General features: G+C 64.1%; 18 protein-coding genes and 2 tRNA genes. 11 read left to right on the top strand and 9 right to left on the bottom strand.

Translation table 11 applies throughout. The features are described from left to right. Nucleotides 1–8: 8 nt before the first annotated feature. The 7 genes from ACXAEK_RS18760 to ACXAEK_RS18790 all read right to left on the bottom strand — a co-directional run bounded on the left by ACXAEK_RS18760 (nucleotide 9) and on the right by ACXAEK_RS18790 (nucleotide 8,447). Entirely contained in the window at nucleotides 9–1,409 is a 1,401-nt protein-coding gene (locus tag ACXAEK_RS18760; RefSeq protein WP_475044219.1) for a UDP-N-acetylmuramoyl-tripeptide--D-alanyl-D-alanine ligase, read from the bottom strand. After that, nucleotides 1,406–2,908 carry a UDP-N-acetylmuramoyl-L-alanyl-D-glutamate--2,6-diaminopimelate ligase gene (locus tag ACXAEK_RS18765; protein WP_475044220.1) on the bottom strand — a complete coding sequence of 501 codons (1,503 nt, stop codon included), beginning with the start codon at nucleotides 2,906–2,908 and terminating at the stop codon, nucleotides 1,406–1,408. The genes ACXAEK_RS18760 and ACXAEK_RS18765 overlap by 4 nt, the downstream gene beginning before the upstream one ends. Before the next feature lie 17 nt (nucleotides 2,909–2,925). Then, complete coding sequence (locus ACXAEK_RS18770; RefSeq protein ID WP_475044222.1) at nucleotides 2,926–4,710, bottom strand: peptidoglycan D,D-transpeptidase FtsI family protein; 1,785 nt, start codon at nucleotides 4,708–4,710, stop codon at nucleotides 2,926–2,928. Continuing rightward, nucleotides 4,707–5,057, bottom strand: a complete 351-nt coding sequence (ftsL, locus tag ACXAEK_RS18775) for a cell division protein FtsL (RefSeq protein WP_475044224.1) — start codon at nucleotides 5,055–5,057, stop codon at nucleotides 4,707–4,709. Before ftsL ends, ACXAEK_RS18770 begins: the two co-directional genes overlap by 4 nt. Beyond that, the gene (rsmH, locus tag ACXAEK_RS18780; protein WP_475044225.1) at nucleotides 5,054–6,046 is read right to left on the bottom strand and encodes a 16S rRNA (cytosine(1402)-N(4))-methyltransferase RsmH; all 993 of its coding nucleotides are present in this window, start codon (nucleotides 6,044–6,046) and stop codon (nucleotides 5,054–5,056) included. The genes ftsL and rsmH overlap by 4 nt, the downstream gene beginning before the upstream one ends. Before the next feature lie 3 nt (nucleotides 6,047–6,049). Next, nucleotides 6,050–6,517, bottom strand: a complete 468-nt coding sequence (gene mraZ / locus ACXAEK_RS18785) for a division/cell wall cluster transcriptional repressor MraZ (RefSeq protein ID WP_039167216.1) — start codon at nucleotides 6,515–6,517, stop codon at nucleotides 6,050–6,052. A gap of 865 nt (nucleotides 6,518–7,382) precedes the next feature. Beyond that, nucleotides 7,383–8,447 carry an Mrp/NBP35 family ATP-binding protein gene (locus ACXAEK_RS18790; RefSeq protein WP_475044227.1) on the bottom strand — a complete coding sequence of 355 codons (1,065 nt, stop codon included), beginning with the start codon at nucleotides 8,445–8,447 and terminating at the stop codon, nucleotides 7,383–7,385. 343 nt (nucleotides 8,448–8,790) lie between these two features. Here ACXAEK_RS18790 and ACXAEK_RS18795 point away from each other — a divergent pair, with 343 nt between their 5' ends. From ACXAEK_RS18795 to ACXAEK_RS18805, 3 genes are all read left to right on the top strand, one after another. Then, nucleotides 8,791–9,000, top strand: a complete 210-nt coding sequence (locus ACXAEK_RS18795) for a DUF1127 domain-containing protein (RefSeq protein ID WP_475044229.1) — start codon at nucleotides 8,791–8,793, stop codon at nucleotides 8,998–9,000. 313 nt (nucleotides 9,001–9,313) lie between these two features. After that, nucleotides 9,314–10,102 carry a phosphodiesterase gene (locus ACXAEK_RS18800; protein WP_475044231.1) on the top strand — a complete coding sequence of 263 codons (789 nt, stop codon included), beginning with the start codon at nucleotides 9,314–9,316 and terminating at the stop codon, nucleotides 10,100–10,102. Continuing rightward, nucleotides 10,103–10,966, top strand: coding sequence for an EamA family transporter (locus ACXAEK_RS18805; RefSeq protein WP_475044233.1), 864 nt, complete (start codon nucleotides 10,103–10,105; stop codon nucleotides 10,964–10,966). A gap of 146 nt (nucleotides 10,967–11,112) precedes the next feature. Here the strand turns inward: ACXAEK_RS18805 and ACXAEK_RS18810 are convergent, their stop codons facing one another. After that, nucleotides 11,113–13,470: an ATP-dependent helicase gene (locus ACXAEK_RS18810; protein ID WP_475044235.1), complete on the bottom strand. Its 2,358-nt coding sequence runs from the start codon at nucleotides 13,468–13,470 to the stop codon at nucleotides 11,113–11,115. Between the two features lie 226 nt (nucleotides 13,471–13,696). Here ACXAEK_RS18810 and ACXAEK_RS18815 point away from each other — a divergent pair, with 226 nt between their 5' ends. Both ACXAEK_RS18815 and ACXAEK_RS18820 read left to right on the top strand, forming a co-directional pair. Continuing rightward, entirely contained in the window at nucleotides 13,697–15,505 is a 1,809-nt protein-coding gene (locus ACXAEK_RS18815) for a sensor domain-containing diguanylate cyclase (protein WP_475044237.1), read from the top strand. Between the two features lie 111 nt (nucleotides 15,506–15,616). Further along, entirely contained in the window at nucleotides 15,617–16,759 is a 1,143-nt protein-coding gene (locus tag ACXAEK_RS18820) for an alpha-hydroxy acid oxidase (protein WP_475044239.1), read from the top strand. A gap of 3 nt (nucleotides 16,760–16,762) precedes the next feature. Here ACXAEK_RS18820 and ACXAEK_RS18825 read toward each other — a convergent pair whose 3' ends face one another. Next, nucleotides 16,763–17,200, bottom strand: a complete 438-nt coding sequence (locus ACXAEK_RS18825) for a BLUF domain-containing protein (RefSeq protein WP_475044241.1) — start codon at nucleotides 17,198–17,200, stop codon at nucleotides 16,763–16,765. A 407-nt stretch (nucleotides 17,201–17,607) separates the two neighbouring features. Here ACXAEK_RS18825 and ACXAEK_RS18830 point away from each other — a divergent pair, with 407 nt between their 5' ends. The 6 genes from ACXAEK_RS18830 to ACXAEK_RS18855 all read left to right on the top strand — a co-directional run bounded on the left by ACXAEK_RS18830 (nucleotide 17,608) and on the right by ACXAEK_RS18855 (nucleotide 24,340). Continuing rightward, a complete protein-coding gene (locus ACXAEK_RS18830; RefSeq protein ID WP_475044243.1) occupies nucleotides 17,608–21,051 on the top strand; it encodes a pyruvate carboxylase in 3,444 nt (1,147 codons plus the stop codon). Nucleotides 21,052–21,551: 500 nt separating this feature from the next. Beyond that, nucleotides 21,552–21,626 (top strand) — tRNA-Gly (locus ACXAEK_RS18835). A gap of 144 nt (nucleotides 21,627–21,770) precedes the next feature. After that, nucleotides 21,771–22,730 (top strand): DNA cytosine methyltransferase, encoded by a 960-nt coding sequence (locus ACXAEK_RS18840; protein WP_475044245.1) that lies wholly within the window; start codon nucleotides 21,771–21,773, stop codon nucleotides 22,728–22,730. A 144-nt stretch (nucleotides 22,731–22,874) separates the two neighbouring features. Beyond that, a complete protein-coding gene (locus ACXAEK_RS18845) occupies nucleotides 22,875–23,777 on the top strand; it encodes a NaeI family type II restriction endonuclease (RefSeq protein ID WP_475044247.1) in 903 nt (300 codons plus the stop codon). Further along, on the top strand, nucleotides 23,762–24,175 hold the full coding sequence (locus tag ACXAEK_RS18850) for a very short patch repair endonuclease (RefSeq protein WP_475044249.1): 414 nt from the start codon (nucleotides 23,762–23,764) through the stop codon (nucleotides 24,173–24,175). Before ACXAEK_RS18845 ends, ACXAEK_RS18850 begins: the two co-directional genes overlap by 16 nt. Before the next feature lie 90 nt (nucleotides 24,176–24,265). Beyond that, nucleotides 24,266–24,340, top strand: a tRNA-Gly gene (locus tag ACXAEK_RS18855). Nucleotides 24,341–24,358: the final 18 nt, after the last annotated feature.

Raw genomic sequence — 24,358 nt, forward strand, 5'->3', positions numbered from 1 at the left:
CTCGTTCTTTACGCGTTTTCTCGTGTGGGGCCGGAGTGGCCCATTTCGCGGATGCCGTCAACAATCCTGGCGAGGCCCATACTGAGCGAGCCCTTGGCCAGCACGATATCGCCGCCGCGGATTTCTTCTGCGAGGCCCGGCACCGCTTCGGCACTGGTTGCGTACCAGCCGCCGCGTTTTTCCTCTGGCAAGGCTTCGTGCAGAGCCTGCATCAGCGGGCCGATGCAGTGGATCCTGCCGATGCCCTGCACCGCGTCCAGTTCCGCCAGCCCGGCGTGCAGCTGCACCTCCTGCGGCCCCAGTTCCTTCATGTCGCCGACATAAGCGATCCGGCGCCCCTGCCCCGGTGTCGCCGCCAGCACCGCCAGCGCTGCCGCCATCGAGGTCGGGTTGGCGTTATAACTGTCATCCAGCAGGGTGACGTCTCCACTCTCGAGCCGGATTGCCTCCCGAACGCCGCGGCCTTTGACCGGCGACCACAGGGAAAGGCTTTCGACGGCCTTTGCCGGATCAGCCCCCAGCGCCTCGACACAGGCCAACGCGCCCAGCGCATTCATCGCGAAATGGGCGCCAAGGGACTGAATATGCAGCTCAACCGCGAGCCCGTTTGCAGTGGCGCGGGCGACGGTCTCCTCGCCTTCGATGCCGGCGGAAAGCAGGGTGTAGCCGGCAGCGCTTTCGCCGAACCAGCGGGCGGTTGCGCCCAGATCCGCGGCCGCATCCCGCAGCACATGGGCCTCGGCAATATCGGCGTTCAGCACCGCCACGCCGCCGGGCTCCAGCCCCTCCATGATCGCGGCCTTCTCAGCCGCGATGCCTGCGACGTTTTCAAACGCCTCCAAGTGCACCGCGGCCACGGTGGTCACCATCGCCACATGCGGGCGCGCCTGTTTTGCCAGCGGCGCGATCTCGCCGGGGTGGTTCATGCCGATCTCGATCACCGCATACTCGGTATCGCGCGGCATCCGCGCCAGCGTCAGCGGTACGCCCCAGTGGTTGTTGTAGCTGGCAACGGCAGCATGGGTGCGGCCCTGATCGGACAGCATCCGCGCCAGCATTTCCTTGGTCGAGGTTTTGCCCACCGAGCCGGTGACCGCAACGACCTTGGCGTTCGTACGGGCGCGCGACGCCCGGCCTAAAGCCTCCAGCCCCGCCTGCACGTCCTCAACGATCAGCAGCGGCGCATCCGCGGGCACCCCGTCGGGAATGCGGGAGACCAGCGCTGCACCGGCGCCCTTTTCCAGCGCCTGTGCCACGAAGTCATGGCCGTCGCGGGCGGCCTTCAGCGCCACGAACATATCGCCGGGTTCGATGGTACGGGTGTCGATCGACAGGCCTGAGACGGCCCAGTCGCCCTGCGCCTTGCCGCCTGTTGCGGCGGCGGCCTCAGATGCGGTCCAAAGGCTCATGCAATCCTCCCGTCCAGCGCGGCCACGGCAATGCTGGCCTGCTCCACATCATCAAAGGGCAGCACCGTGTCACCCACGGTCTGGCCGGTCTCATGCCCCTTGCCGCAGATAATCAGCGCGTCGCCCGCCTGCAGCATGTCAGCCCCGCGCAGGATCGCCTCTGCGCGGTCGCCGATCTCGATACAATCCGGCGCGCCGCCCTTCACCGCGGCGCGGATGATGGCCGGGTCCTCGCTGCGGGGGTTGTCATCCGTCACGATCACCACATCGGCGTTCCGATGCGCCGCCTCTCCCATCAGGGGCCGCTTGCTGGTGTCGCGGTCGCCGCCCGCACCTACAATAGCAACCAGCCGCCCCAGCACATGCGGGCGCAGCGCCTTGATGGCGCTAGCCACCGCGTCGGGGGTGTGGGCGTAGTCGACAAACACGGCTGAGCCATTGTCGCGCTCCGCCGCCAGCTGCATCCGGCCGCGCACGGTGGTGAGATGCGGCAGGGTTTCGAAGACCCGCTCCGGATCTTCGCCGCCAGCAATCACCAGCCCACAAGCAAGCAGCACGTTTTCCGCCTGGAAGCCGCCGATGAGGTTCAGCCGAACCTGATAAGGCTTGTCATGCCAGGAGAAGCGCACGTCCTGCCCGGTGCCGTCATAGCGCATCCCCATCAGGTTCAGATCGCCCAGGCCGCGGCCGACGCTGATCACCTCCTGCCCGCGGGCAGCAGCGACGGCGCGCATCTCGGCGCCGCGGGGGTCGTTCATGTTGATGACGGCGACGCCCTCGTCAGGCAGCACCCGGCGGAACAAGCCCGCCTTGGCGGCGAAATAGGCGTCAAACGTCTCATGGTAGTCCAGATGGTCCTGGGTGAAATTGGTGAAGCCGGCAGCCGCCAGCTGCACCCCGTCCAGCCGCCGCTGGTCCAGCCCGTGCGAGGAGGCTTCCATCGCCGCATGGGTAATACCCGCCGCGGCGGCCTCGGAGAGGGCGCGGTGCAGGGTGATCGGCTCCGGCGTGGTATGGGCCAGCGGATAGCTCCAGGCGCCCTCAATACCGGTGGTGCCCATGTTGACAGCCTCATGGCCCAGCTCAGACCAGATCTGGCGCACAAAGGTCGCCACGGAGGTCTTGCCGTTGGTGCCGGTCACCGCCACCACGGTCTGCGGCTGGCCGCCGAACCACAGAGCGGCGGCATAGGCCAGAGTCTGGCGCGGGTCCTCAACCACCACCAGGGCGGCGTGGCTTTCGTCCAGCACCTTGGCGGCAATCTCTGCCCCTGCGGCATCCGTCAGGATGGCGGTTGCGCCTTTCTCCAGCGCACCGGGAATGAACTTGGCGCCATGCATCTGGCTGCCCGGCAAGGCCGCGAACAAGTACCCCTCGCGCACCTCGCGGCTGTCCACCGTCAGGCCGCTGATCTGCGGGTCGGCGCCGCCGCGGGCAGTGAGCCCCAATTGGCCCAGTCTCAATTGGTTCAGAGGCTGGTCTGGTCTGCTGCTGCTCATGGCGGCCCTCACCTGTGTCAGTTCGAGGTGAGGGTTATACCAGTCACCTCTGCGGGTTCAACTTGCGGACGCAGCCCCAAGAGCGGCGCGACACGGCCGATCATCTCCGCGGCTACCGGGGTCGCGGTCCAGCCTGCGGTGCGGCGCTCCTCGCCGTGGGCGATGATGGAGGGTTCGTCCAGCGTCACGATCAGCACATACTTGGGGTCATGTGCCGGGAAAATAGAAGCAAATGTGGCAATGACCTTGTCATCGTAATAGCCGCCGCGGGGCTTGGGCTTATCCGCAGTGCCGGTCTTGCCGCCGACCTGATAGCCCTCGACCTCGGCAAAAGAGGCGGTACCTTCGGAGACCACCTTGCGCAACATTTTGCGCGCGGCCTTGGCGGAGGCCTCGCTCATCACCCGCTGGCCCAGCTGCGGGCCGTTCTGTTTCAGAATTGTCGGCGCCACATAGCGCCCGCCGTTGGCCACCGCGGCATAGCCCGCCGCCAAGTGCATCGGCGTGGTGGAAATGCCGTGGCCGTAGGAGATGGTCATCGCCGACAGTTCCGACCAGTTCGGCGGCAGCAGCGGCTTGCCGCCTGCGGCTTCGGAGATTTCAAACGGTGTCGGGTCCAGCATGCCCAGCGTGTCGAGGAAGCTTTTCTGCCGCTCCACCCCGATCTGCTGCGCCAGCCGGGCGGTGCCGATGTTGGAGGATTTGACGATGATCTTGGTCACCGACATCTCGTTGCCGTAGTTTCGGAAATCGCGGATCGCAAAGCGGCCCCAGCGCAGCGGGCCGCGGGTATCGATCACGGTGTCGGCGTTCACAAGCCCCAGGTCCATCGCCTGGGCGGCGGTGAAGATCTTGAAGGTGGAGCCGAGCTCATACACGCCCTGAACCGCGCGGTTGAACAGCGGGCTGACCGAAGGGTCAAAGCCCGAGGCCGGCGGGCGCGGCCGGTCGTTGGGATCGAAGTCTGGGAAGGAGACCACCGAGATCACCTCACCCGTATGGGCGTCCATCAGGATCGAGGTGGCCCCTTTGGCGTTCATCAGCTTCATGCCGCCATAGAGCACCTGCTCGGCTGCAGCCTGCACAGTGAGGTCGAGCGACAGCTGCAGCGGCTTGCCCGCGTTGGCCGGGTCGCGCAGGTAGTCGTCGAACTGGCGCTCCACGCCGGCAACGCCGATCACTTCGGCGGCGTTCACGCCTTCCTTGCCGAAACCGGCGCCGCCCAGCACATGGGCGGCAAGGCTGCCGTTGGGATAAAGCCGCATTTCGCGCGGGCCGAACATCAGGCCGGGATCGCCGATGTCATGCACCGCCTGGAGCTGCTCAGGGCTGATTTTCTTCTTCACCCACAGGAACTTGCGCTTGCCGGTGAAATCCTTGATCAGGCGTTCGCGGTCGAGGTCGGGGAAGATCTCCACCAGCTTCTCCGCAGCACCGGTTGGGTCGATCATCTGCGGCGGCTGGGCATAGAGGGAATGGGTCTCGAAATTGGTGGCCAGCAGGCTGCCGTTGCGGTCGACAATGTCGGCGCGCTGCGCGGCGATGGCAGCGCCAGCCACGCTGGCGACGGGTTCAGCCGGTTCCGACACGGCGGTCATGCCCATGCGGGTGATAATGGCGCCAAAGGCAAAGACAAAGAACAGGCCCAGCACCAAGAGCCGCCCCTCGGCGCGCTGGCGGGCCTGCGCCTGCATTTCCTGATGTCGCAGGCTGATGTTTTCTTTTTCGATCACGTCCGGGTTTTCGCCCGATGCGCGGGCGTGCAGGATACGGGCCAGCGGGCGCAGCGGCGTGCGGATCATGGGTAGTCCTCCGCGTTCAGGCCGGAAACTTCGACGCCATCGGTGATGATCAGCTCCTCCGGCTCCGGATAGGAGACCTCATCGACGCGGCCGAACTGGTCGGGTCGCAGCGGCAGCAGGCCAAGGCTGTCAAAGTTGATCTCTGCCAGCTCGCGCAGGCGCTGCGGGCGGTTGAGATAGGCCCATTCGGCGCGCAGCACACTGAGGCGCACCTGGGCGGCGCCGATCTGGCGCTGCAGCGCGCGGGTGTCTTTCAGCACCTGCTGGGTGGCGTAGTTTTCGCGGTAAGCCCAGAAGGCGAGGCCAAAGACGGCCAGGCAGGTTGCGGCATACAGCAAAGTCTTCATTTGCGCGCCTCTTTCAGCTGCGGCATTCCAAGTTCCTTGGCCGTGATCGGCCCCGGTGCGGCGTCAGTGCGGCGCCCGACCCGCAAGCGGGCGGAGCGGGAACGGGGGTTTTCGGCCAGCTCCTGATCGTCCGGCCCCACTGCCTTGCGGGTGACCAGCTCGAACTGTGACGGGGCCTCTGCCTGCTCTGGCGCGTAGCGGTTGGCGCGGCCGGTCTTGCCCGCGCGGTGCTGGAAAAAGCGTTTGACCATGCGGTCTTCGACCGAGTGGAAGGTCACGACGGCCAAGTGGCCACCGGGTTTCAGCGCGCGCTCAGCGGCCAGAAGCCCCTCAAACAGCTCGTCATATTCGGCGTTCACCGCGATGCGAAGGCCCTGGAAGCTGCGGGTCGCCGGGTGCGACTGGCCGGGCTTGGGGCGCGGCAGGCAGCTTTCGATGATTTTGGCCAGGCGCAAGGTGGTGGTGATGGGTTCCAGCGCGCGCTCTTTGACAATCGCCTTGGCGATGCGGCGGCTGGCGCGCTCCTCGCCGTAGTGGAACAGGATGTCGGCGATCTGCGCCTCGGTCAGTTCGGCGATGAGGTCGGCAGCCGACGGGCCGGACTGCGACATCCGCATGTCCAGCGGGCCGTCCTTCATAAAGGAGAAGCCGCGTTCGGCCAGGTCCAGCTGCATGGAGGAAACACCAAGGTCCAGCACCACGCCATCCAGATCCTGGGCGTATTCATCCATGCGGGAGAAGACACCGGGCTGCAGGATCAGGCGGGTGCCGTACTCCCCCGCCCAGGGTTTTGCGAGCTCGAACGCCAGCGGGTCGCGGTCAACGCCGGTGACTTGCTGTGCCCCGGCCTCCAGCAGGCCGCGGGTGTAGCCGCCGGCCCCGAAAGTGCCATCCAGCCAGCAGCCCGTGACGGGCGCCACGGCGGCAAGCAGCGGGCGGAGAAGAACCGGGATATGGGGACCATTGGCAGCAGTTTGGTCCTGGGTCATTGTTTAAGCGCCCCCAGCGCCGTCTAGGAATTCCATCGGATCGAAGTCCTCGGGCAGGTCCTCCATCCATTCTTCGGCCTTGGCCAGCTCTTCTTCCTCGTAGGTCTCAGGCTTCCAGATCTGGAAGGTGTCGCCCGCGGCGATGAAGAAGGCCTCGGCATCGAGGTCGATTTTCTGGCGCAGCTTCGCGGGCAGGACCAGGCGGCCGGTCTCGTCGACATTGGTCGGGAAGGACTGGCCGTGGAACATCCGCTGCAGCATCTTGCGCTGCATCGAGCCGCGCGGGAGCTGGTCGATCTTGGCGTCGACCTCCTCGATCGCCTCGATAGTATAGCATTCCAGGAAATTGCGGCGCTTGTCGCCGTAGACGATCACCAGTTCCGGGTTCTGGCCGGGCTGCCAATTGGGATCGGCGGCCTCCAGCACACGGCGAAAGGAGGCCGGAATCGACACCCGCCCCTTTGTGTCCACCTTATGGTGGCTTTCGCCTCTGAACCTGCGGCCCAATTTACCGTCCTTTTCGCGTGTCCCTCGCGTTGATCCGTCCCCCAGAATGAAAAGGGGCGGGTTGATCTGCTGCCACTGATCAACCCGCCGCCTTGGCCCGCTTTGCGGGATGTCCGACTGCGCGCGCCACCTGGGGGGATGTCTGCTCGCCCGCGCGCCGGATCTCTTGTTCGATGAAAGCGAAGGCCTGTATGAAACCTGCTTATTTTATTTTTGGCTCTGGGGTCGTTTGGCGCCCCGTCCCTCGTCTCATCTGATGAAGTAGGGATACTATGGGAATTGATGGCCCCGCAACTGTTTTTTATGGGACATCGTCGAATCCTTGACAGAGATTCCGGAGGACCGCCTGAGATTCGTGGCACTTTCAGGGCAATATTCGGAACTTGTTGTGAATAAACCCAGCGCAAACACTAGATATAGATGCGAGTTGCAGGCGAGATTTATTTCCCATAGTTTCCCGGGATTTAATCATCCTGACTCCAGTTTTCCGGCAAGTTCCCCCTATGTTCGCCGCATCCGGCCTGCAGAGGCACTGAAGGCACCCCGCAAAAGCGGTTCAAAGCCATGTGATTCGCAACTGCAAGGGGTGCAGTGCTGGTAGCGGGCCATGATTTCCCATGGCTCCCATGAATTCCCGGCTATCCCGTGAATTCCCAGGCCTCCCATGCAATCCCAAATGCCCCATGAAGTCCCGCGCCGGGCCGCAGGTCCCATCCGGTCCCAGATCCGGCCGCTTTCCCATCGGCGCCCATCCGCAGGGCCCCGGAACGGAAAAGACCCGCCAAAGCGGCGGGCCTGCACACATATTGAATAGGGGTGTCCGGCCCTCTCAGGCCATGCCGCCGCCGATCAGGCCTTCGGCAATGCGGGCATAAGCCTGGGCCATCGGCCCCTTCCCCGCCGCAATGGGCGTGCCGCTGTCGCCGGCCAGCCGGGTTTCCAGGTCAATCGGCAAGGCGCCCAGAAGCGGCAAGCCTAGCGTTTCCGCCTCTGCCGCGACGCCGCCGTGGCCAAAGATGTGATGCTCGCCACCGCAATCGGGGCAGGTGAAGAAGGACATGTTTTCGATCAGGCCCAGCACCGGGGCCTTCAGCGTGTTGAACATGTCCATCGCCTTGCGCGCATCCAAGAGCGCCACATCCTGCGGGGTGGAGACGACGATGGCGCCCGAAAGCTCTGCCTTGGTGCAGAGCGTCAGCTGCACGTCGCCGGTGCCGGGCGGCAGGTCGACGATCAGCACGTCCAGCTCACCCCAGTTCACCTGCCCCAGCATCTGCTGCAGCGCGCCCATCAGCATCGGGCCGCGCCAGACCACCGCCTTGGCATCATCGACCATGAAGCCGATCGACATCAGGGTGACGCCATGGGCGTGCAGCGGCTCGATGATCTTGCCGTCGGGGCTGGAAGGCCGTCCGCTGGCGCCCATCATGCGGGGCTGGGAGGGGCCGTAGATATCGGCATCCAGCAGGCCGACCTTGCGGCCCTGTTTGGCCAGTGCCACGGCAAGGTTCGAGGACACGGTGGATTTGCCCACCCCGCCCTTGCCTGAGGCAATCGCCAGGATGCGCTTGACGCCCGCAGGTTTCAGCGGCTCCGCCTGCGGTTTCGGATGGCCGCCGACCTTGAGGCTGGGGGCTGGCTGCTGCGGCGCATGGGCCGTCAGCGCGGCGGAGACGGTCTCAACGCCGTCGAGCGACAGGACTGCCGCTTCGGCGGCCTTGCGCAGGGGCTCCATCAGCTTGGCGATCTCGGGGCTGGGCGCCTCGATCACAAAGCTCACCTTGCTGCCCTCGATGCGCAGCGCCCGCAGCATGTCGCGCGACACCAGGGTGCCGCCATCGGGCAGCGCCAGCCGCTCCAGCACGGCGCGAATCTGTTCCTGTGTGACACTCATGGCTGCTCTCCTGCGTCAAATCCGGCCCATATATATGTGTGCCCCGCGGAACAGGAAACCCGGCTTGCGCGTTTGCCGCAGCAACAGGGCGGCAGATATGTCAATCCGCTGCCCCGGGAGCCATGCGCGACGCGCACCAGTTTGCCCAGAAATTATACAGCCGCATAATGGGTGGCTGAAAATCTTGTCCAATTACAAAGACCTACCCTGCGCCACCCATGCACATGCCGCATAGCAGCAATGACGAAGCACGGGATTGTGCATCCGCAGCATATCCCTAAATTACCATTCAAGAAACGCCACAGCGGCGATAGACGAGACGGCTAGACGAAGGAACAGAACGATGGCAGCAGCACAACAGATTTCCGCGGTGAACATTGCGTCCCCGGTGGGCTTCCTGGATGCCCTGCTGGTCAAGTTCGTCCGTTACCGCCTGTACCGCCAGACCGTCAATGAGCTGTCGGCCCTGTCCGGCCGCGAGCTGGCAGACCTGGGCCTGAACCGGTCCGAAATCAAGCGCGTCGCCTATCAGGCCGCTTACGAAAACAACTGATAGAGATCAGGCTCTTTCTCCTCCTCCCTTGAGAGCCTGTCCTACGCGGTGGCATCCTCCTCCTCCCTGATGCCGCCGCACCCTATACCGGCCGAAAGCCGGGCTTGGATCACCGGGGTCTCCTCCTCCCTGATACCCGGTGTTTGACAGAACGGCGGTGCCCCTCCTCCTCCCTGGGCGCCGCCGTTTCTTGTTTTTGGGGCTGCGGTTTGCCGCGGTCCGGCCGGGAGGCTGACGTTTTCAGGCTATCCCTTTCTTGAATCTGCTGATTTTATCACCGGCATAATCAGCAGCTTTTTGCGGGACCGGTGTCATGAAATTCATCCATCTGACGGATATCCACCTGATGGCGCCCGGCGTGCCGCTGAACGGCGGCGATCCGGCGGCGAATCTGATGCGGGTGCTGGCGGATATTGCCGAGTGGCACAAGGACGCGGAATTCTGCGTTATTTCAGGTGATCTGGCGGATGAGGGCGATCCCGCAGCCTATGGCTGGCTGCAGGAGCAGCTGGCGGCGTTTCCTCTGCCGGTCTTTCTGATGCTGGGCAATCATGATGTGCGGCAGAATTTCCTGGACGTCTTTGCCGATCATCCGCGCGCCGGCGGCGGGTTTGTGCAGCACAGCCATGCGGCGCGCGGCGCGCGGTTCCTGTTCCTTGACACGCTGACCGGGGGCCCGGGCGTGCATGACGGGGAGCTCTGCACAGACCGGCTGGCCTGGCTGGAGGCAGAGCTGGAGGCGGCGGGCGATGCGCCGGTGTTCCTTTTCCTGCACCACCCGCCCTTTGATATCGGCCTGCCCTTTGTGGACGATATCAGGCTGCGCGACCCCGAGGCGTTCTTTGCGGTGCTGCAGAAGGGCCGCAACATCCGCCACATCTTTTACGGCCACATTCACCGGATGACCTATGTGAACTGGCGCGGCTACAGTTTTACCTCGCTGCCCAGCACCAACCACCAGATCCCGCTGGTGCCGGAGCGGGCCGGAGGCGAGTACAGCGTCGAACCGATGGCCTATGGCGTGGTGCAGGTGAGCGATGATCAGGTGACGGTGCATTTCGACGCCTATCTGGACCGGCCCGGCCAGGGGGCTGCCTTCTAAGTGGAACTGCTTTGGATCCTGCTGGTTCTCTTGTCGGCGGCCACCCACCCGCTGCGTGACCTGACGCTGAAGGGCGTGGCGCATCCGGTGTCCTGTTATACCGGGGTGTGCCTCAGCTGGGTGGTGTTTGCCGCTGTGCATATGGCGCTGGCGGGGCAAAGCCCTGCCCTGCCCGCCGGGGTCTGGCCGCTGGTGCTGGTCTCGGCGCTGGGGCTGACGGTTTACTACTACGGCACGCTGTCGGCGCTGCGGCGGGGGAACCTGTCGGCCTATTACCCGATCGTGCGCTCCTCGCCGCTGGCGATTGCCGCGTTCAGCTGGCTGGTGCTGGACCGCAGCTATACCGGCGCGGCGCTTCTGGGGATGGGGCTGATCATCTGGGCCGGGCTGATGATCCAGAAGGGCAAGGGGCGGCTCTTGGACGATCCGCGCGCCTTTGCCATGGCGGCAATGGCGATGCTGGGCTCAGCCGCCTATTCAGTTTCCGACGCGGCAGCGATGCAAGGCGCCGCCAGCGCGCCGTTTCTGTTCTGGACCTATATCCTGGTGACGCTGGCGATGGGGGCCTTGCGCGCCTGGGAAGACCGGGGGCAGTCGGCGCCCTTGCTTGGTGTGGTGCGCGGCTGGGCGCAGCACCCCTGGCGCATCCTGTTTGCGGGACTCTCGTCCTACCTGTCTTACCTGTTGATCCTGCGGGTGTTCCAGCTGGGCGCTGAGGCCGCAGCGGTCAGTGCGGTGCGGCAGGTGTCGATCCCGGTCTCGGTGATCCTGGCGGCGCTGGTGCTGAAGGAGCCGCGCGGCCTCAGCCGCCTAGGCTGGGCGGTGCTGATTGCCATCGGCATTGCGATGATAGCGCTGCGTTAAGTCCGCAGCCTTCCCCGCCTTACGCGAACGTCAGAGGAAGGGGGTGGCGCAGGCGCGGCGGGCAGCGCAGCTGACCGCCGCGCCTGCGCCCGGATCGGATCGCTGCGCGATCCGATCCGCCGGTCAAACCGGCGTGATACTGGACTTCAGAACGGAACGTCGTCGGTGGCAGTCACGAATTTGGCCACCACTTTCTTGGGGCCTGCCTTTTCAAAATCCACTTCCAGCTTGTCGCCTTCGATCCCGGTGATGGCGCCGTAGCCGAATTTCTGGTGGAACACCCGCTCCCCCAGGGTAAAGCTGGAGGTGGCGGTGAGGTCGATCACCGTGTTCTTGCTCTCCTTGGGCTGAGACATGCCGTATTGCCCTGCGCGGGCCTGCATCCGCTTCCAGCCCGGGGAATTGTAGCCGTCGGCCTGGGCCACCCTCTCGTCGATCGTCGAGCGGACCTGCCCCGCTCCGGGGGCCGCCGCGCCATAGCCGCCGCCGTAGAGGCCCGGCGGGGTCAGCACCTCGACGTGCTCTTCGGGCAGCTCATCAATGAAGCGCGAGGGCAGCTGCGACTGCCACTGGCCAAAGACCCGGCGGTTGCCGGCAAAGGAAATGGTGCAGATTTCCTCTGCCCTTGTGATGCCCACATAGGCCAGCCTGCGCTCTTCCTCGAGCCCTTTGAGGCCGCTTTCGTCCATCGAGCGCTGCGAGGGGAACAGCCCGTCCTCCCAGCCCGGCAGGAACACGGCGGGGAATTCCAGGCCCTTGGCGGCGTGCAGGGTCATGATCGAGACCTTCTCGTCCGCGTCCTGCTTGTCATTGTCCATCACCAGGCTGACGTGTTCGAGGAAGCCCTGCAGGTTTTCGAACAACTCCAGCGCCTTCACCAGTTCTTTGAGGTTTTCCAGCCGGCCCGGCGAATCCGGATTCTTGTCGTTCTGCCAATGGGCGGTGTAGCCGCTCTCATCCAAGATGATTTCGGCCAGTTCCATATGGGTCATGTCCGCGTCGCCCGCCATATGGCCCCAGCGGGCGATGCCCTCAACCAGCTGGCGCAGGGCGCTGCCGCCCTTGCCCTTAATCTGGCCCAACTCGACCGCCAGCCGGGCGCCCTCCACCAGCGAGACGCCGTTTTCGCGGGCAATGCCCTGGATGGTCTGCTGCGCCTTGTCGCCAAGGCCGCGTTTGGGAGTGTTGACGATGCGTTCAAACGCCAGGTCGTCGTCGGGCGAGACCACAACACGGAAATAGGCCATCGCATCGCGGATCTCCATCCGCTCATAGAACCGCGGGCCGCCGATAACGCGGTACGGCAGGCCGATGGTCAGGAAGCGGTCCTCAAACGCGCGCATCTGGTGGGAGGCGCGAACAAGAATGGCCATGCTGTTGAGGCCGATGGGAGTCTGGCCGCGGGTGCCGCGCTGCATCGCCTCGATCTCTTCACCGATCCAGCGGGCCTCTTCTTCGCCGTCCCAATGGCCGATCAGGCGGACCTTTTCGCCGTCGCCGGCGTCTGTCCACAGCTCCTTGCCCAGACGGCCGGCATTGCCGCGGATGACATTGGAAGCAGCCGCAAGGATATGGCCTGTGGAGCGGTAGTTCTGCTCCAGCCGCACCACCATGGCGCCAGGGAAATCCTTTTCGAACCGCAGGATGTTGCCGACCTCAGCACCGCGCCAGCCATAGATCGACTGATCATCATCACCGACGCAGCAGACGTTCTTGTGCGCGCCGGCCAGGAGCCGCAGCCATAGGTACTGGGCGACGTTGGTATCCTGGTATTCATCCACCATGATGTAACGGAACCAGCGCTGGTATTGCTCCAGCACGTCCGGGTGGTTCTGGAAGATCGTCACCATGTGCAGGAGCAGATCGCCGAAATCCACCGCGTTCAGCTCGCGCAGGCGGGTCTGGTACTGGGCGTAGAATTCGGTGCCGCGGCCGTTGTAGGCGCTGGCGTCGGCAACCGGCACCTTCTCCGGCGTCAGGGCGCGGTTTTTCCAGTCGTCAATGATGTTTGCCAGCATCCGCGCGGGCCAGCGCTTGTCGTCGATGCCCGCGGCCTGGATCAGCTGCTTCAAAAGCCGGATCTGGTCGTCGGTGTCAAGAATGGTGAAGTTCGATTTCAACCCGGCCAATTCGGCATGGCGGCGCAGCAGTTTCACGCAGATCGAGTGGAAAGTGCCGAGCCAGGGCATCCCCTCGACCGCCTGGCCGAGCATGCCCGCCACCCGCTCCTTCATCTCGCGGGCGGCCTTGTTGGTGAAGGTGACCGACAAAATCTCATTCGGGCGGGCGCGGCCAGTGCTGAGGAGATGCACGATGCGGGTGGTCAGCGCCTTGGTTTTGCCGGTGCCGGCGCCGGCCAGCATCAGCACAGGGCCGTCGAGGCATTCCACCGCCTCCCGCTGGGCGGGGTTCAGCGTGTCCAGATAGGGCATCGGCCGCGCTGCCATGGCGCGGGACGACAGCGATGCGCCCTCAAAGGCGTCCATTTCGTCAAAACTGCTCATGGCCGTGATCCTAGCGTGATTCAGGTCCGGCGGAAAGAGGACGTTCACAGTCTGTTCACCTGCTGGGCGCGCACCCCGCAAGGCCCGGGCCGAAGCAGGTTAAAGCGCGGGCAGCAAAGAAAAATCCCTTCCTGCTTACGGCGGGTTAACGGTCCTGAAAGCAATCCTGTCTACGTTCGCGGAGACACACCGCCACCTTAATATTCATTACTTTAGGCGCAGGAATATGCAAAAAAATTTCAGATCCAGCCTTGCTGAGAAGATCCGCAGCATGTCGCTGATCTTTGTCCTGATTGCGGCAGCTTCCGCATCGGCATGGGCCGTTTTTGCGGTGCCGGAGCCGATCGTGGACCGGATGATTGAAAACGACCTGCGCAAACAGTCGGAGCATTGGCAGCGCCGGGTTGTCTTGCATATGACCAATGTCGAGACCGCCTTTGAGGACGGGCTGATCCAGCCCGAAGACGCCCGGGACCTGCTGCTGCTGCCGGATGAAACGGACGTATTCCGGTTCCGGCTGCTGACCTCCGAGGGGGAGATTTTCTGGTCCACCCGCAGCGATGAGATCGGCGAGTATGAGACCAACGCCTTTTTCAGCACGCAGGTGGCCCGCGGCGAGGTTTATTACATGCATGAGCCATTGCCCGCCTATGAGGTGGACGGGTTCCCGCTGCAATCCAACGGGTTTGACAGCAGCATCAGGCGCGAGGTTGCGCAGCTTTACGTGCCGCTGGTTCACAACGGGCATTTTGACGGCGCGATTGATTTCTACACCGACATCACCGACCTGCGCGACACGTTCATCCGCCGTGCCCGGCTGTCGCTGATTGTTCTGACCTCCATTGCGCTGCTGGCGATGACCGTGGCGGTTTATGTGGTGTTCCGGACCAACCGTTTCAGCATGAACCAGATGCGGCAGCGCAACGAAAAGGAGCGTGACATCCTGGACGAGCAGCTGCGGCTGGCACGGGAGGTGCAGCTGCTGGGGGAACTGAATGAATGGCTGCAGTCGAGCCGCTCTTTGGATGAGCTGTTTGACATGGTTGCCCGCTTCATGACCCATATCCTGCCGACCGCAGAAGGCAGCGTCTATGTTTATTCCAACTCCCGCGATGTACTGGACGGCTGTGCCAGCTGGAACGGCGGCAGCCACAAGGATCATATCCACCCTGAGGAATGCTGGGGCCTGCGCCGGGGCCGCACCTATGAGTTCGGCACATCTGAGATTGATTTTGTCTGCGAGCACGCGGAGCCGCATGACGGGCGCAGCTACTATTGCTTTCCGATTCTGGCCCATGGCGAGACTGTCGGCCTGATGCATCTGCGGGCGATCAAGGACAACTGCCCGGAGTTTGTGTCGAGCAAGAAACTGGCGCAGATGTGCGCGGAGCAGATCTCAATGGCGATTGCCAATGTGCGGATGCGCGACCAGCTGCACGACCAGTCGGTGCGCGACCCGCTGACCGGGCTTTTCAACCGCCGCCACATGACCGAAAGCCTGCGCAAATTCGTGGCCGCGAGCCAGAATAACGGCAAGCCGCTGAGTGTGGTGTCGATCGACGTCGACCATTTCAAGAAGTTCAACGACAACCACGGCCATGATGCCGGCGACATGGTTCTGCGCGCGGTTGGCGCTGCGATGGAGCAGGCTTGCGACGGCGATGAAGTGGCCTGCCGCCCGGGCGGCGAGGAATTTGCGCTGCTCTTGCCCGGCGTGAGCCCGGTGGATGCGGTCACCAAGGCGGAACTGCTGCGGCAGGTGATCGAGGACGTGGTTGTCCGCTATGGCGAAAAGGCGCTGCCGCGGATCTCTATCTCGCTTGGTGTGGCCCACTACCCCGCCCATGGCACCATGCCGCAGGACCTGCTGCGGGCATCCGATGCAGCGCTTTATGAAGCCAAGGCCAAGGGCCGCAACCAGGTTTGCATTGCCGAAGGCGCCATGCCTGAACCGCGCGGCCCGGCGGTGCAGCCGGACGGCGCGGGAAGCACCGGGGAGGACGGACCGGGCAGCAGCCAGGGCGAAGCGGCCTGAACCGCCGCCGCCGGCGGCGCGCCATGCCAGGGCGCAAGCGCGGGCAAGAAGACGGGCAAAGAGCCAGCGCTTTTCCTTGCACATCCGCGCCCGCCGCGTACCAATGCCTGCATGGATTTGCATCAGCGATACCCGGGGCTTGGCGATCTGAAGCACCGCGCCAGGCGGCGGCTGCCGCATTTCGTCTGGGAGTATCTGGACAGCGGCACCGGCACTGAGGCCGCCAAGGCGCAGAACCGGGCCGGGCTGGACCGGATCGGTATGCTGCCCTCGGTGCTGCACGGGCCGCTGGAGACCGATCTGTCTGTGAACCTCCTGGGAACCGTCCACGCCTGCCCCTTCGGCGTCGCCCCCGTGGGCATGTCGGGGCTGATCTGGCCTGATGCAGAGGGCATTCTGGCGCGCAGCGCCGCGGCAGCGGGCATCCCCTATTGCCTGTCCACGGTGGCCAGCCAGTCGCCGGAAGATCTGGCGCCGCATCTGGGCAGGGACGCCTGGTTCCAGCTGTATCCGCCCAAGGATGAAACCATCCGCGCAGACCTGCTGGCACGGGCTCGGGATGCAGGCTTTGGCACGCTGGTGCTGACGGTGGATGTGCCGGTCGCCTCGCGCCGGGAACGGCAAGTGCGTTCGGGCCTGACCCAGCCGCCGCGGCTGACCCCGCGGCTTTTGGCGCAGATTGCACAGCGGCCTGCCTGGGCGCTGGGAATGGTACGGCATGGCCTGCCGCATATGCGGACATTGGACAAATACGTCAGCGGCGCACAGGCCAACCTGCCGCCAACGGCGCATATCGGCTATCTGCTGCGCACCTCGCCCGGCTGGGAGTATGTGCATTGGCTGCGGCGCAACTGGGATGGGCCGTTTGTCGTCAAGGGTGTGCAGCGGGCCGAGGACGCCCGGCTGCTGCAGGAGGCCGGGGCCGATGCCATCTGGCTTTCGAACCATGGCGGGCGCCAATTCGACGGCTGCCCGCCCGCCATCAGCCTGCTGCCGGAAATCCGCGAGGCCGTTTCCGTGCCAGTGATCTTTGACAGCGGTATCGAGGGCGGGCTGGACATTCTGCGGGCGCTGGCGCTGGGGGCGGATTTCATCATGCTGGGCCGCGCCTTTCACTATGCGCTGGCCGCCCTGGGCAAGGCCGGACCGGTGCATCTGATCAGCCTTCTGGCCAAGGATCTGGAGTCCTGCATGGGTCAGCTAGGTATCGCCGGCCTGGACGGTCTCAGCTCAGTTGAGATACGCGCGCTGTAGGTGTCATGCGGTCTTTTCCAGCCGTTCGAAGGCGGCCAGGAAATCCCGCACCACCTGCCGCACTGCAGTTTCGCTGCCGCGGTCCGGGCTGTTGATCGGAATCAGGTTCTGCAGGGAAAACACGTGTTTGCGCACGCGTTCCGGCAGCATTTGCGGTTCGGAAAAGGCCATCCGCCACTCCGGGAACGCCCGGTCTGCTGCTGTTTCGCTCACCAGTACCCGGATATTGCCGTGGCGCGGGTCCGCGCTGATGCGGTGAAACAGCGCAGCCAGAGCCTCTGCCGGGCCTTCGATGACCTGCAGAAACCAGCCCCTGTGGCCGACCAGCATGCCGGTCACATCCACAGCAGCATTCGCTTCCTGTGCCTTTTTGACGATCCCGCCCAGCTCTGCACTGGACATCCTGCGGGCGGACTGGCTGACGTAAATGATACGGTGCATGTTCACTCTCCTTTGCTGCTGGCCTGGCCGCAGCCAGGCGGTTTCAGCGGGCAAGCACTTGAAGCCGCGATTGAATTCAGTTTACCCGCCGGGCGGCCGCGCAGGGCCGCCGCAAAAGGACAGGCTACCGGTTCATTGGTTGCAGGCCAGGTCCGCTTTGCTGACCTAAAGTTGAGCCTCAGCGTCCAATGCGACTGGCGCGCACCTCTTTGCACGCCGAAAATAAGGTGCGAACCGGACCTATTGTCCGTTACCAGCGGGATATTTCCGCCGCCTGGAATGTAACAGAATTGGAAAAACAGGCCGCTTGAGAGCGCAATCATGCCGGAAATACCCAGAACTACGGTTGTGCGGTTCGATAATATCCGCCTAACACTGCACCAACTTGCACGGACCCCGAGGGTGAAATGACCGACTTCAAAAAAATCCTGATTGCCAACCGTGGCGAGATCGCGATCCGCGTGATGCGCGCAGCCAACGAAATGGGCAAACGCACCGTCGCCGTCTATGCCGAGGAAGACAAGCTCGGCCTGCACCGGTTCAAGGCTGACGAGGCCTACCGGATCGGTGAAGGCATGGGCCCGGTGGCGGCCTATCTGTCGATCGAAGAGATCATCCGCGTCGCCAAGGAAAGCGGCGCCGATGCGATCCACCCCGGCTACGGCCTGCTGTCGGAGAACCCGGACTTCGTGGATGCCTGCGCCCGCAACGGCATCACCTTTATCGGCCCCAAGGCCGAAACCATGCGCGCCCTTGGCGACAAGGCCTCTGCCCGCAAGGTGGCGATTGCCGCTGGCGTTCCGGTCATCCCGGCGACCGAAGTGCTGGGCGACGACATGGACGCGATCCGCAAGGAAGCAGCTGAGATTGGCTACCCGCTGATGCTGAAGGCCTCCTGGGGCGGCGGCGGCCGCGGCATGCGTCCGATCCACGCTGATAAAGAGCTGGAAGAGAAAGTGCTGGAAGGCCGCCGCGAAGCGGAAGCCGCCTTTGGCAACGGCGAGGGCTACCTGGAGAAGATGATCACCCGCGCCCGCCACGTCGAGGTGCAGATCCTGGGCGACAAGCACGGTGAGATCTATCACCTCTATGAACGGGATTGCTCGGTGCAGCGCCGCAACCAGAAAGTGGTTGAACGCGCCCCTGCCCCGTACCTGAGCGAAGAACAGCGTGCGGAACTGTGCGACCTGGGCCGCAAGATCTGCCAGCATGTGAACTATGAATGCGCAGGCACCGTCGAATTCCTGATGGATATGAACGACGGCAAGTTCTACTTCATCGAAGTGAACCCGCGGGTGCAGGTGGAGCATACCGTGACCGAAGAGGTCACCGGCATCGACATCGTGCAGGCGCAGATCCTGATCGCCGAAGGCAAGACCATTGCCGAGGCCACCGGCAAGGCCGGGCAGGACGACATCCGCCTCAACGGCCACGCGCTGCAGACCCGTGTGACCACCGAGGATCCGCTCAATAACTTCATCCCGGACTACGGCCGCATCACCGCCTACCGCTCGGCCACCGGCATGGGCATCCGCCTGGACGGCGGCACCGCTTATGCAGGCGGCGTGATCACCCGCTATTATGACTCGCTTCTGACCAAAGTGACCGCCTGGGCGCCGACCCCGGAAAAGGCGATTGCCCGCATGGACCGTGCGCTGCGCGAATTCCGGGTGCGCGGTGTTTCCACCAACATCGCGTTCGTTGAGAACCTGCTGAAACACCCGACCTTCCTGTCGAATGAATACACCACCAAATTCATCGACGAAACCCCGGACCTGTTCAGCTTCAAGAAGCGGCGCGACCGTGGCACCAAGGTGCTGACCTATATCGCCGACATCACCGTCAACGGCCACCCGGAGACCGAAGGCCGCGCAGCCCCTGCTGCCGACCTGAAGGAGCCGCGCGCGCCGCACGCCGAGCCGGGCAACCTGCCCTACGGCACCCGCAACCTGCTGGAACAAAAAGGCGCGCAAGCCGTTGCCGACTGGATGAAGGCACAGCGCCAGCTGCTGCTGACAGACACCACCATGCGCGACGGCCACCAGTCGCTGCTCGCGACCCGGATGCGCTCGATCGACATGATCAAAGTGGCGCCGGCCTATGCGCAGCATCTGAACCAGCTGTTCTCGGTGGAATGCTGGGGCGGTGCGACCTTTGACGTGGCCTACCGCTTCCTGCAGGAATGCCCCTGGCAGCGCCTGCGCGACCTGCGCGAGCGGATGCCGAACCTGATGACCCAGATGCTGCTGCGCGCCTCCAACGGCGTCGGCTACACCAACTATCCGGACAACGTGGTGCAGGAGTTTGTGCGCCAGGCGGCGGAGACCGGTGTTGACGTGTTCCGTGTGTTCGACTCGCTGAACTGGGTTGAGAACATGCGCGTTGCCATGGATGCGGTGGTCGAAAGCGGCAAGGTCTGCGAAGGCACCGTCTGCTATACCGGCGACATCCTGGATCCGAACCGCTCCAAATACGACCTGAAATACTATGTCGGCATGGCTAAGGAGATGGAGGCCGCGGGCGCCCATATCCTAGGCCTGAAGGACATGGCGGGTCTGCTGAAGCCTGCCTCGGCGCGGGTGCTGATCAAGGCGCTGAAGGAAGAGGTCGGCCTGCCGGTCCACTTCCACACCCACGACACCTCCGGCATTGCCGGCGCCACCATCCTGGCGGCAGCAGACGCGGGTGTTGATGCGGTGGACGCAGCCATGGATGCGTTCTCGGGCGGCACCTCGCAGCCCTGCCTGGGCTCGATTGTCGAGGGCCTGCGCAACACCGACCGCGACACTGGAATCGACATCGCCAAGGTGCGCGAGGTCTCAGGCTACTGGGAGCAGGTGCGCGGCCAGTATGCGGCGTTCGAAAGCGGCCTGCAGGCGCCGGCCTCCGAGGTTTACCTGCACGAGATGCCGGGCGGCCAGTTCACCAACCTGAAGGCGCAGGCGCGCTCACTGGGCTTGGAAGAGAAATGGGCCGACGTGGCGCAGACCTATGCCGATGTGAACCAGATGTTCGGCGACATCGTGAAAGTGACGCCCTCATCCAAGGTGGTTGGCGACATGGCGCTGATGATGGTCAGCCAGGGCCTGACCCGCGACGAGGTGGAAAGCCCGGAAACGGACGTGGCCTTCCCCGACTCGGTGGTCGATATGATGCGCGGCAACCTGGGCCAGCCCCCGGGCGGCTTCCCGGAGAGCATCGTCAGCAAGGTTCTGAAGGGCGAAGCGCCCAACACCGAACGCCCCGGCGCGCATCTGGAGCCGGTCGACCTGGAAGCAGTGCGTGCGGATCTGTCCAAGCAGCTGGAAGGCTTCAAGGTCGATGATGAGGACCTGAACGGCTACCTGATGTATCCGAAGGTGTTCCTGGACTACATGGGCCGCCACCGTCAGTACGGCCCAGTACGCGCCCTGCCGACCAAGACCTTCTTCTATGGCATGGAGCCGGGCGACGAGATCACTGCCGAGATCGATCCGGGCAAAACCTTGGAAATCCGTCTGCAGGCCGTGGGTGAAACGGACGAGAAGGGCGAGGTAAAGGTCTTCTTCGAGCTCAACGGCCAGCCGCGGGTGATCCGGGTGCCGAACCGCCTGGTGAAGGCCTCGACCGAGCAGCGTGCCAAGGCGGAAGCGGGCAATGCCAACCACGTTGGCGCGCCGATGCCGGGTGTAGTGGCCTCAGTCGCGGTACAGGCAGGCCAGCAGGTGCATGAAGGCGACATGCTGCTGACTATCGAAGCGATGAAGATGGAAACCGGCATCCACGCCGAGCGCGACGCGGTTGTGAAGGCCGTGCATGTCCAGGCGGGCGGTCAGATCGACGCCAAGGATCTGCTGATCGAGCTGGAATAAGCCGCAGAACCGGAAAGTTCAGGAAGGGCGCCCAGCCGGCTGGCGGGCGCCCTTTTCCTTTGCACTGGCGATGCGGAATTCTGCGAGAATTCCGGCCCGTTTCCCGGCGCGGAAAACAGGGGCGCCCCTCTGTGCATGACACCCGAAGATCCCCGCAGGGTTCTTGGCCCTTTCCCGCGCCGGGAAACGGGTGGTCACGTGCTGGAAACCTTAGTTTTCTGCAGCATCACGGCCTCAGCCGGACCGGCCCAGTTGTCTGTCCGCGCTGGCTTGCTATGCGCCAGCAATCCAAGGCCAATGGCTGCACCCAGGCATCCGATCCGCAGGAAATCCTTGCAAAGCATCCAGTCAATCTCCCCTGAAATTCCGATTTATGAACGGTGTTACGCGCGCGCCCCGATTCTCCGTCGCGGCCGGTGCAGATTTTTTTCTCCGCTTGCCGATTTTCCTCTTGCGGCCCGCGCGCCCAAGCCCTATTTCACCGCTCACCGGATGGCAGCGCGGGCGTAGCTCAGGGGTAGAGCATTACCTTGCCAAGGTAAGGGTCGTGAGTTCGAATCTCATCGCCCGCTCCATCGGGAAACGGACAGGCCGCCCTTCGGGGCGGCCTTTCGTTTTTCAGCATTTCCGCATAGTCTGACCCGGTGCAGAAAACCTTGTGCGGAATCGCTTTACCGCATAGGAACAGAGCAAGAACGCGAACGGACAGGCAGAGCAGAATGCTGACATCGGTAGAACTATGCGCAGGTGCGGGCGGCCAGGCCCTCGGTCTCGAGGCGGCGGGCTTTGACCACACGGCGCTGGTGGAGATCGACAAGCATTGCTGCGCCACCCTGCGCCACAACCGCCCCCAGTGGAACGTGCTGGAAGAGGACGTGCGCAAGTTCAAGGACGTGGCCGGTGACTATAAGGGCATCGACCTGCTGGCCGGCGGCCTGCCCTGCCCGCCGTTTTCCGTAGCCGGCAAGCAGCTGGGCGAGAAGGACGAGCGCAACCTGTTCGACGATGCGATCGAAATCGTGGATGCCACCCGCCCCCGCGCGGTAATGATCGAAAACGTGCGCGGCTTTCTGGATGCGGTTTTCTCCGACTACCGGGAGAAGCTGAAGAAGCAGCTCTCAAAGCTGGGGTATGAGACTGACTGGCGTTTGCTGAATGCCTCGGACTTTGGCGTGCCGCAGCTGCGGCCGCGGGTGGCGATTGTTGCCCTGCGTAAGGAATTTGCCGGCCAGTTCAACTGGCCCGAGCCGCTGCCGCACAATCCGCCGACCGTCGGGGCAACCCTGATAGATCTGATGAAGGAGCGCGGCTGGCGCGGCGCTGATGACTGGGCGGCCAAGGCAGATGAGATAGCGCCGACCATCGTTGGCGGCTCCAAGAAACATGGCGGCCCGGATCTGGGCCCGACCCGGGCGCGGCGCGCCTGGGCGGCTTTGGGCGTTGAAGGGCGCACCATCGCCAACGAGGCACCGGACCCGTTCCACAACGACATGCCGCGCCTGACGGTGCGGATGGTGGCGCGTATTCAGGGCTTCCCGGATGCCTGGCATTTCACCGGCGCCAAGACCAATGCCTACCGGCAAGTCGGCAACGCCTTCCCGCCGCCAGTGGCCGAGGCGGTGGCGCGCGAGCTGAAGGCGGCGATTGCCAAGCCGAACCTGCATGTTGTGCGGGCGTAGAGCCTCCCCCCTTTCACCTCCCCCTTCCATGACACACGGAGGGCAGCGCGCAACCGCGGGCGGAAGCGCAGCGCCCGCCCGTGGGGGCGGTTGGGCGCTGCCCGGCCTATCGGCCGGGCGGGACATCCAACAAAGTTCCTCTCCATGAAACAAAAGCTCCCTGACAGCCTGGTCCTGCCGGGCCATCCCGACTTCGGCCGCCTCTTCCCGCTGGCCGAAGAGATCGCCACCCGTGCGGGCGGCGCTTTAGCGCTGGAATACGATGTGCCGCAGATGCTGCGCCAATGCATCGACGATGTGATCATGACACCCAAGACCGGGCGGCGTGCCTACGAGGAATTGGAGAAGACTGAAAAGACCTATATCGGCACCCGGGTGGAGATCGAGCTGCGGGCACTGTTGAAACTGCGCAAAGGCCGGCTGGATACAGAGATCCTTGGCCAGGACGTGGACATCAAACACACCATGGGCAGCAACTGGATGATCCCCACCGAGGCACTGGACTGCGCTTGCCTGCTGGTCGCGGCGGATGAGGTACGGGCGCGCTGCTATCTGGGGCTGATCGTGGCCCGGCCGGAGCATTTGACCCAAGGCCAGAACAAGGATGCCAAGCGCAGCATTTCCGCCGAGGGGTTCCGCCATATCCTGTGGCTCTTGAAGGATCAGCCCTACCCCGCCAATTTCTGGCGCACCGCGGATGAGGCGGCGGTGGAGCAGATCTTTGCAGGAGAGACCGGCAACGAGCGCATGGCGCGTCTATTCCGGCTGATCCAGGGCCGCTCGGTTCCCCGCGACGTGGTGGAGGCGGTGGCGCAGCAAAAGGACTTCATGCGCCGGATCCGCGCTGATGGCGGCCACGGCACCCGGGACATTCTGGCGCGCGAGCAGATCGTACTGCTGGAGGGGCAGAAGGATGCCCAGCTGATCAAAGCGCTGGGGCTGCCGCCCTGCCCGGCCAGCGCCTTTGTTTCCTGCCGGATTGAAAGCGGCTACCATGCCCGCATGGTGGAACAATCCAGGCACCATGTGGAATGGCCGACACCCTGACACCGGAACGGCGCAGTGCCAATATGGCCAAGATTCGCGCCAAGCACACCAAGCCGGAGATGCTGGTGCGGCGGCTGGTGCATGGGATGGGCTACCGCTACCGGCTGCACCGCAAGGACCTGCCCGGCAAACCCGATCTGGTGTTTGGGCCGCGGCGCAAGGTGATATTCGTACACGGCTGTTTCTGGCATCTCCATACCTGCCGCGACGGGCGCATCCCGGCCAGCCGCCGCGACTACTGGGAGCCGAAGCTGCGGCGCAATGTCGAGCGCGATACGGAGCATCTGGCCGCGCTGCAGGACGCGGGCTGGCAGGTGCTGACCATCTGGGAATGCGAGACCAAAGATATTGCTGCACTGGAAGTCCGCCTCACGGAGTTCCTCAAAACGGAGGAATAACGCTTATCCACAGATACTTGCGCAGTTTCGAAAATTTCCTCTTGCGGCTTGATTGGGAAAATCCTAAACACCGCCTCACCGAATGGCAGCGCGGGCGTAGCTCAGGGGTAGAGCATTACCTTGCCAAGGTAAGGGTCGTGAGTTCGAATCTCATCGCCCGCTCCATTCGAAAGCGGAAAAGGC

The sequence above is a fragment of the Leisingera sp. ABM4_101 genome, from assembly GCF_056158725.1.

Coding starts and splice junctions, on each gene's coding strand:
- ACXAEK_RS18760 (WP_475044219.1), bottom strand. CDS start 1,409: ATGAGCCTTTGGACCGCATCTGAGGCCGCCGCCGCAACAGGCGGCAAG.
- ACXAEK_RS18765 (WP_475044220.1), bottom strand. CDS start 2,908: ATGAGCAGCAGCAGACCAGACCAGCCTCTGAACCAATTGAGACTGGGC.
- ACXAEK_RS18770 (WP_475044222.1), bottom strand. CDS start 4,710: ATGATCCGCACGCCGCTGCGCCCGCTGGCCCGTATCCTGCACGCCCGC.
- ftsL (WP_475044224.1), bottom strand. CDS start 5,057: ATGAAGACTTTGCTGTATGCCGCAACCTGCCTGGCCGTCTTTGGCCTC.
- rsmH (WP_475044225.1), bottom strand. CDS start 6,046: ATGACCCAGGACCAAACTGCTGCCAATGGTCCCCATATCCCGGTTCTT.
- ACXAEK_RS18790 (WP_475044227.1), bottom strand. CDS start 8,447: ATGAGTGTCACACAGGAACAGATTCGCGCCGTGCTGGAGCGGCTGGCG.
- ACXAEK_RS18795 (WP_475044229.1), top strand. CDS start 8,791: ATGGCAGCAGCACAACAGATTTCCGCGGTGAACATTGCGTCCCCGGTG.
- ACXAEK_RS18800 (WP_475044231.1), top strand. CDS start 9,314: ATGAAATTCATCCATCTGACGGATATCCACCTGATGGCGCCCGGCGTG.
- ACXAEK_RS18810 (WP_475044235.1), bottom strand. CDS start 13,470: ATGAGCAGTTTTGACGAAATGGACGCCTTTGAGGGCGCATCGCTGTCG.
- ACXAEK_RS18815 (WP_475044237.1), top strand. CDS start 13,697: ATGCAAAAAAATTTCAGATCCAGCCTTGCTGAGAAGATCCGCAGCATG.
- ACXAEK_RS18820 (WP_475044239.1), top strand. CDS start 15,617: ATGGATTTGCATCAGCGATACCCGGGGCTTGGCGATCTGAAGCACCGC.
- ACXAEK_RS18825 (WP_475044241.1), bottom strand. CDS start 17,200: ATGCACCGTATCATTTACGTCAGCCAGTCCGCCCGCAGGATGTCCAGT.
- ACXAEK_RS18830 (WP_475044243.1), top strand. CDS start 17,608: ATGACCGACTTCAAAAAAATCCTGATTGCCAACCGTGGCGAGATCGCG.
- ACXAEK_RS18840 (WP_475044245.1), top strand. CDS start 21,771: ATGCTGACATCGGTAGAACTATGCGCAGGTGCGGGCGGCCAGGCCCTC.
- ACXAEK_RS18845 (WP_475044247.1), top strand. CDS start 22,875: ATGAAACAAAAGCTCCCTGACAGCCTGGTCCTGCCGGGCCATCCCGAC.
- ACXAEK_RS18850 (WP_475044249.1), top strand. CDS start 23,762: ATGGCCGACACCCTGACACCGGAACGGCGCAGTGCCAATATGGCCAAG.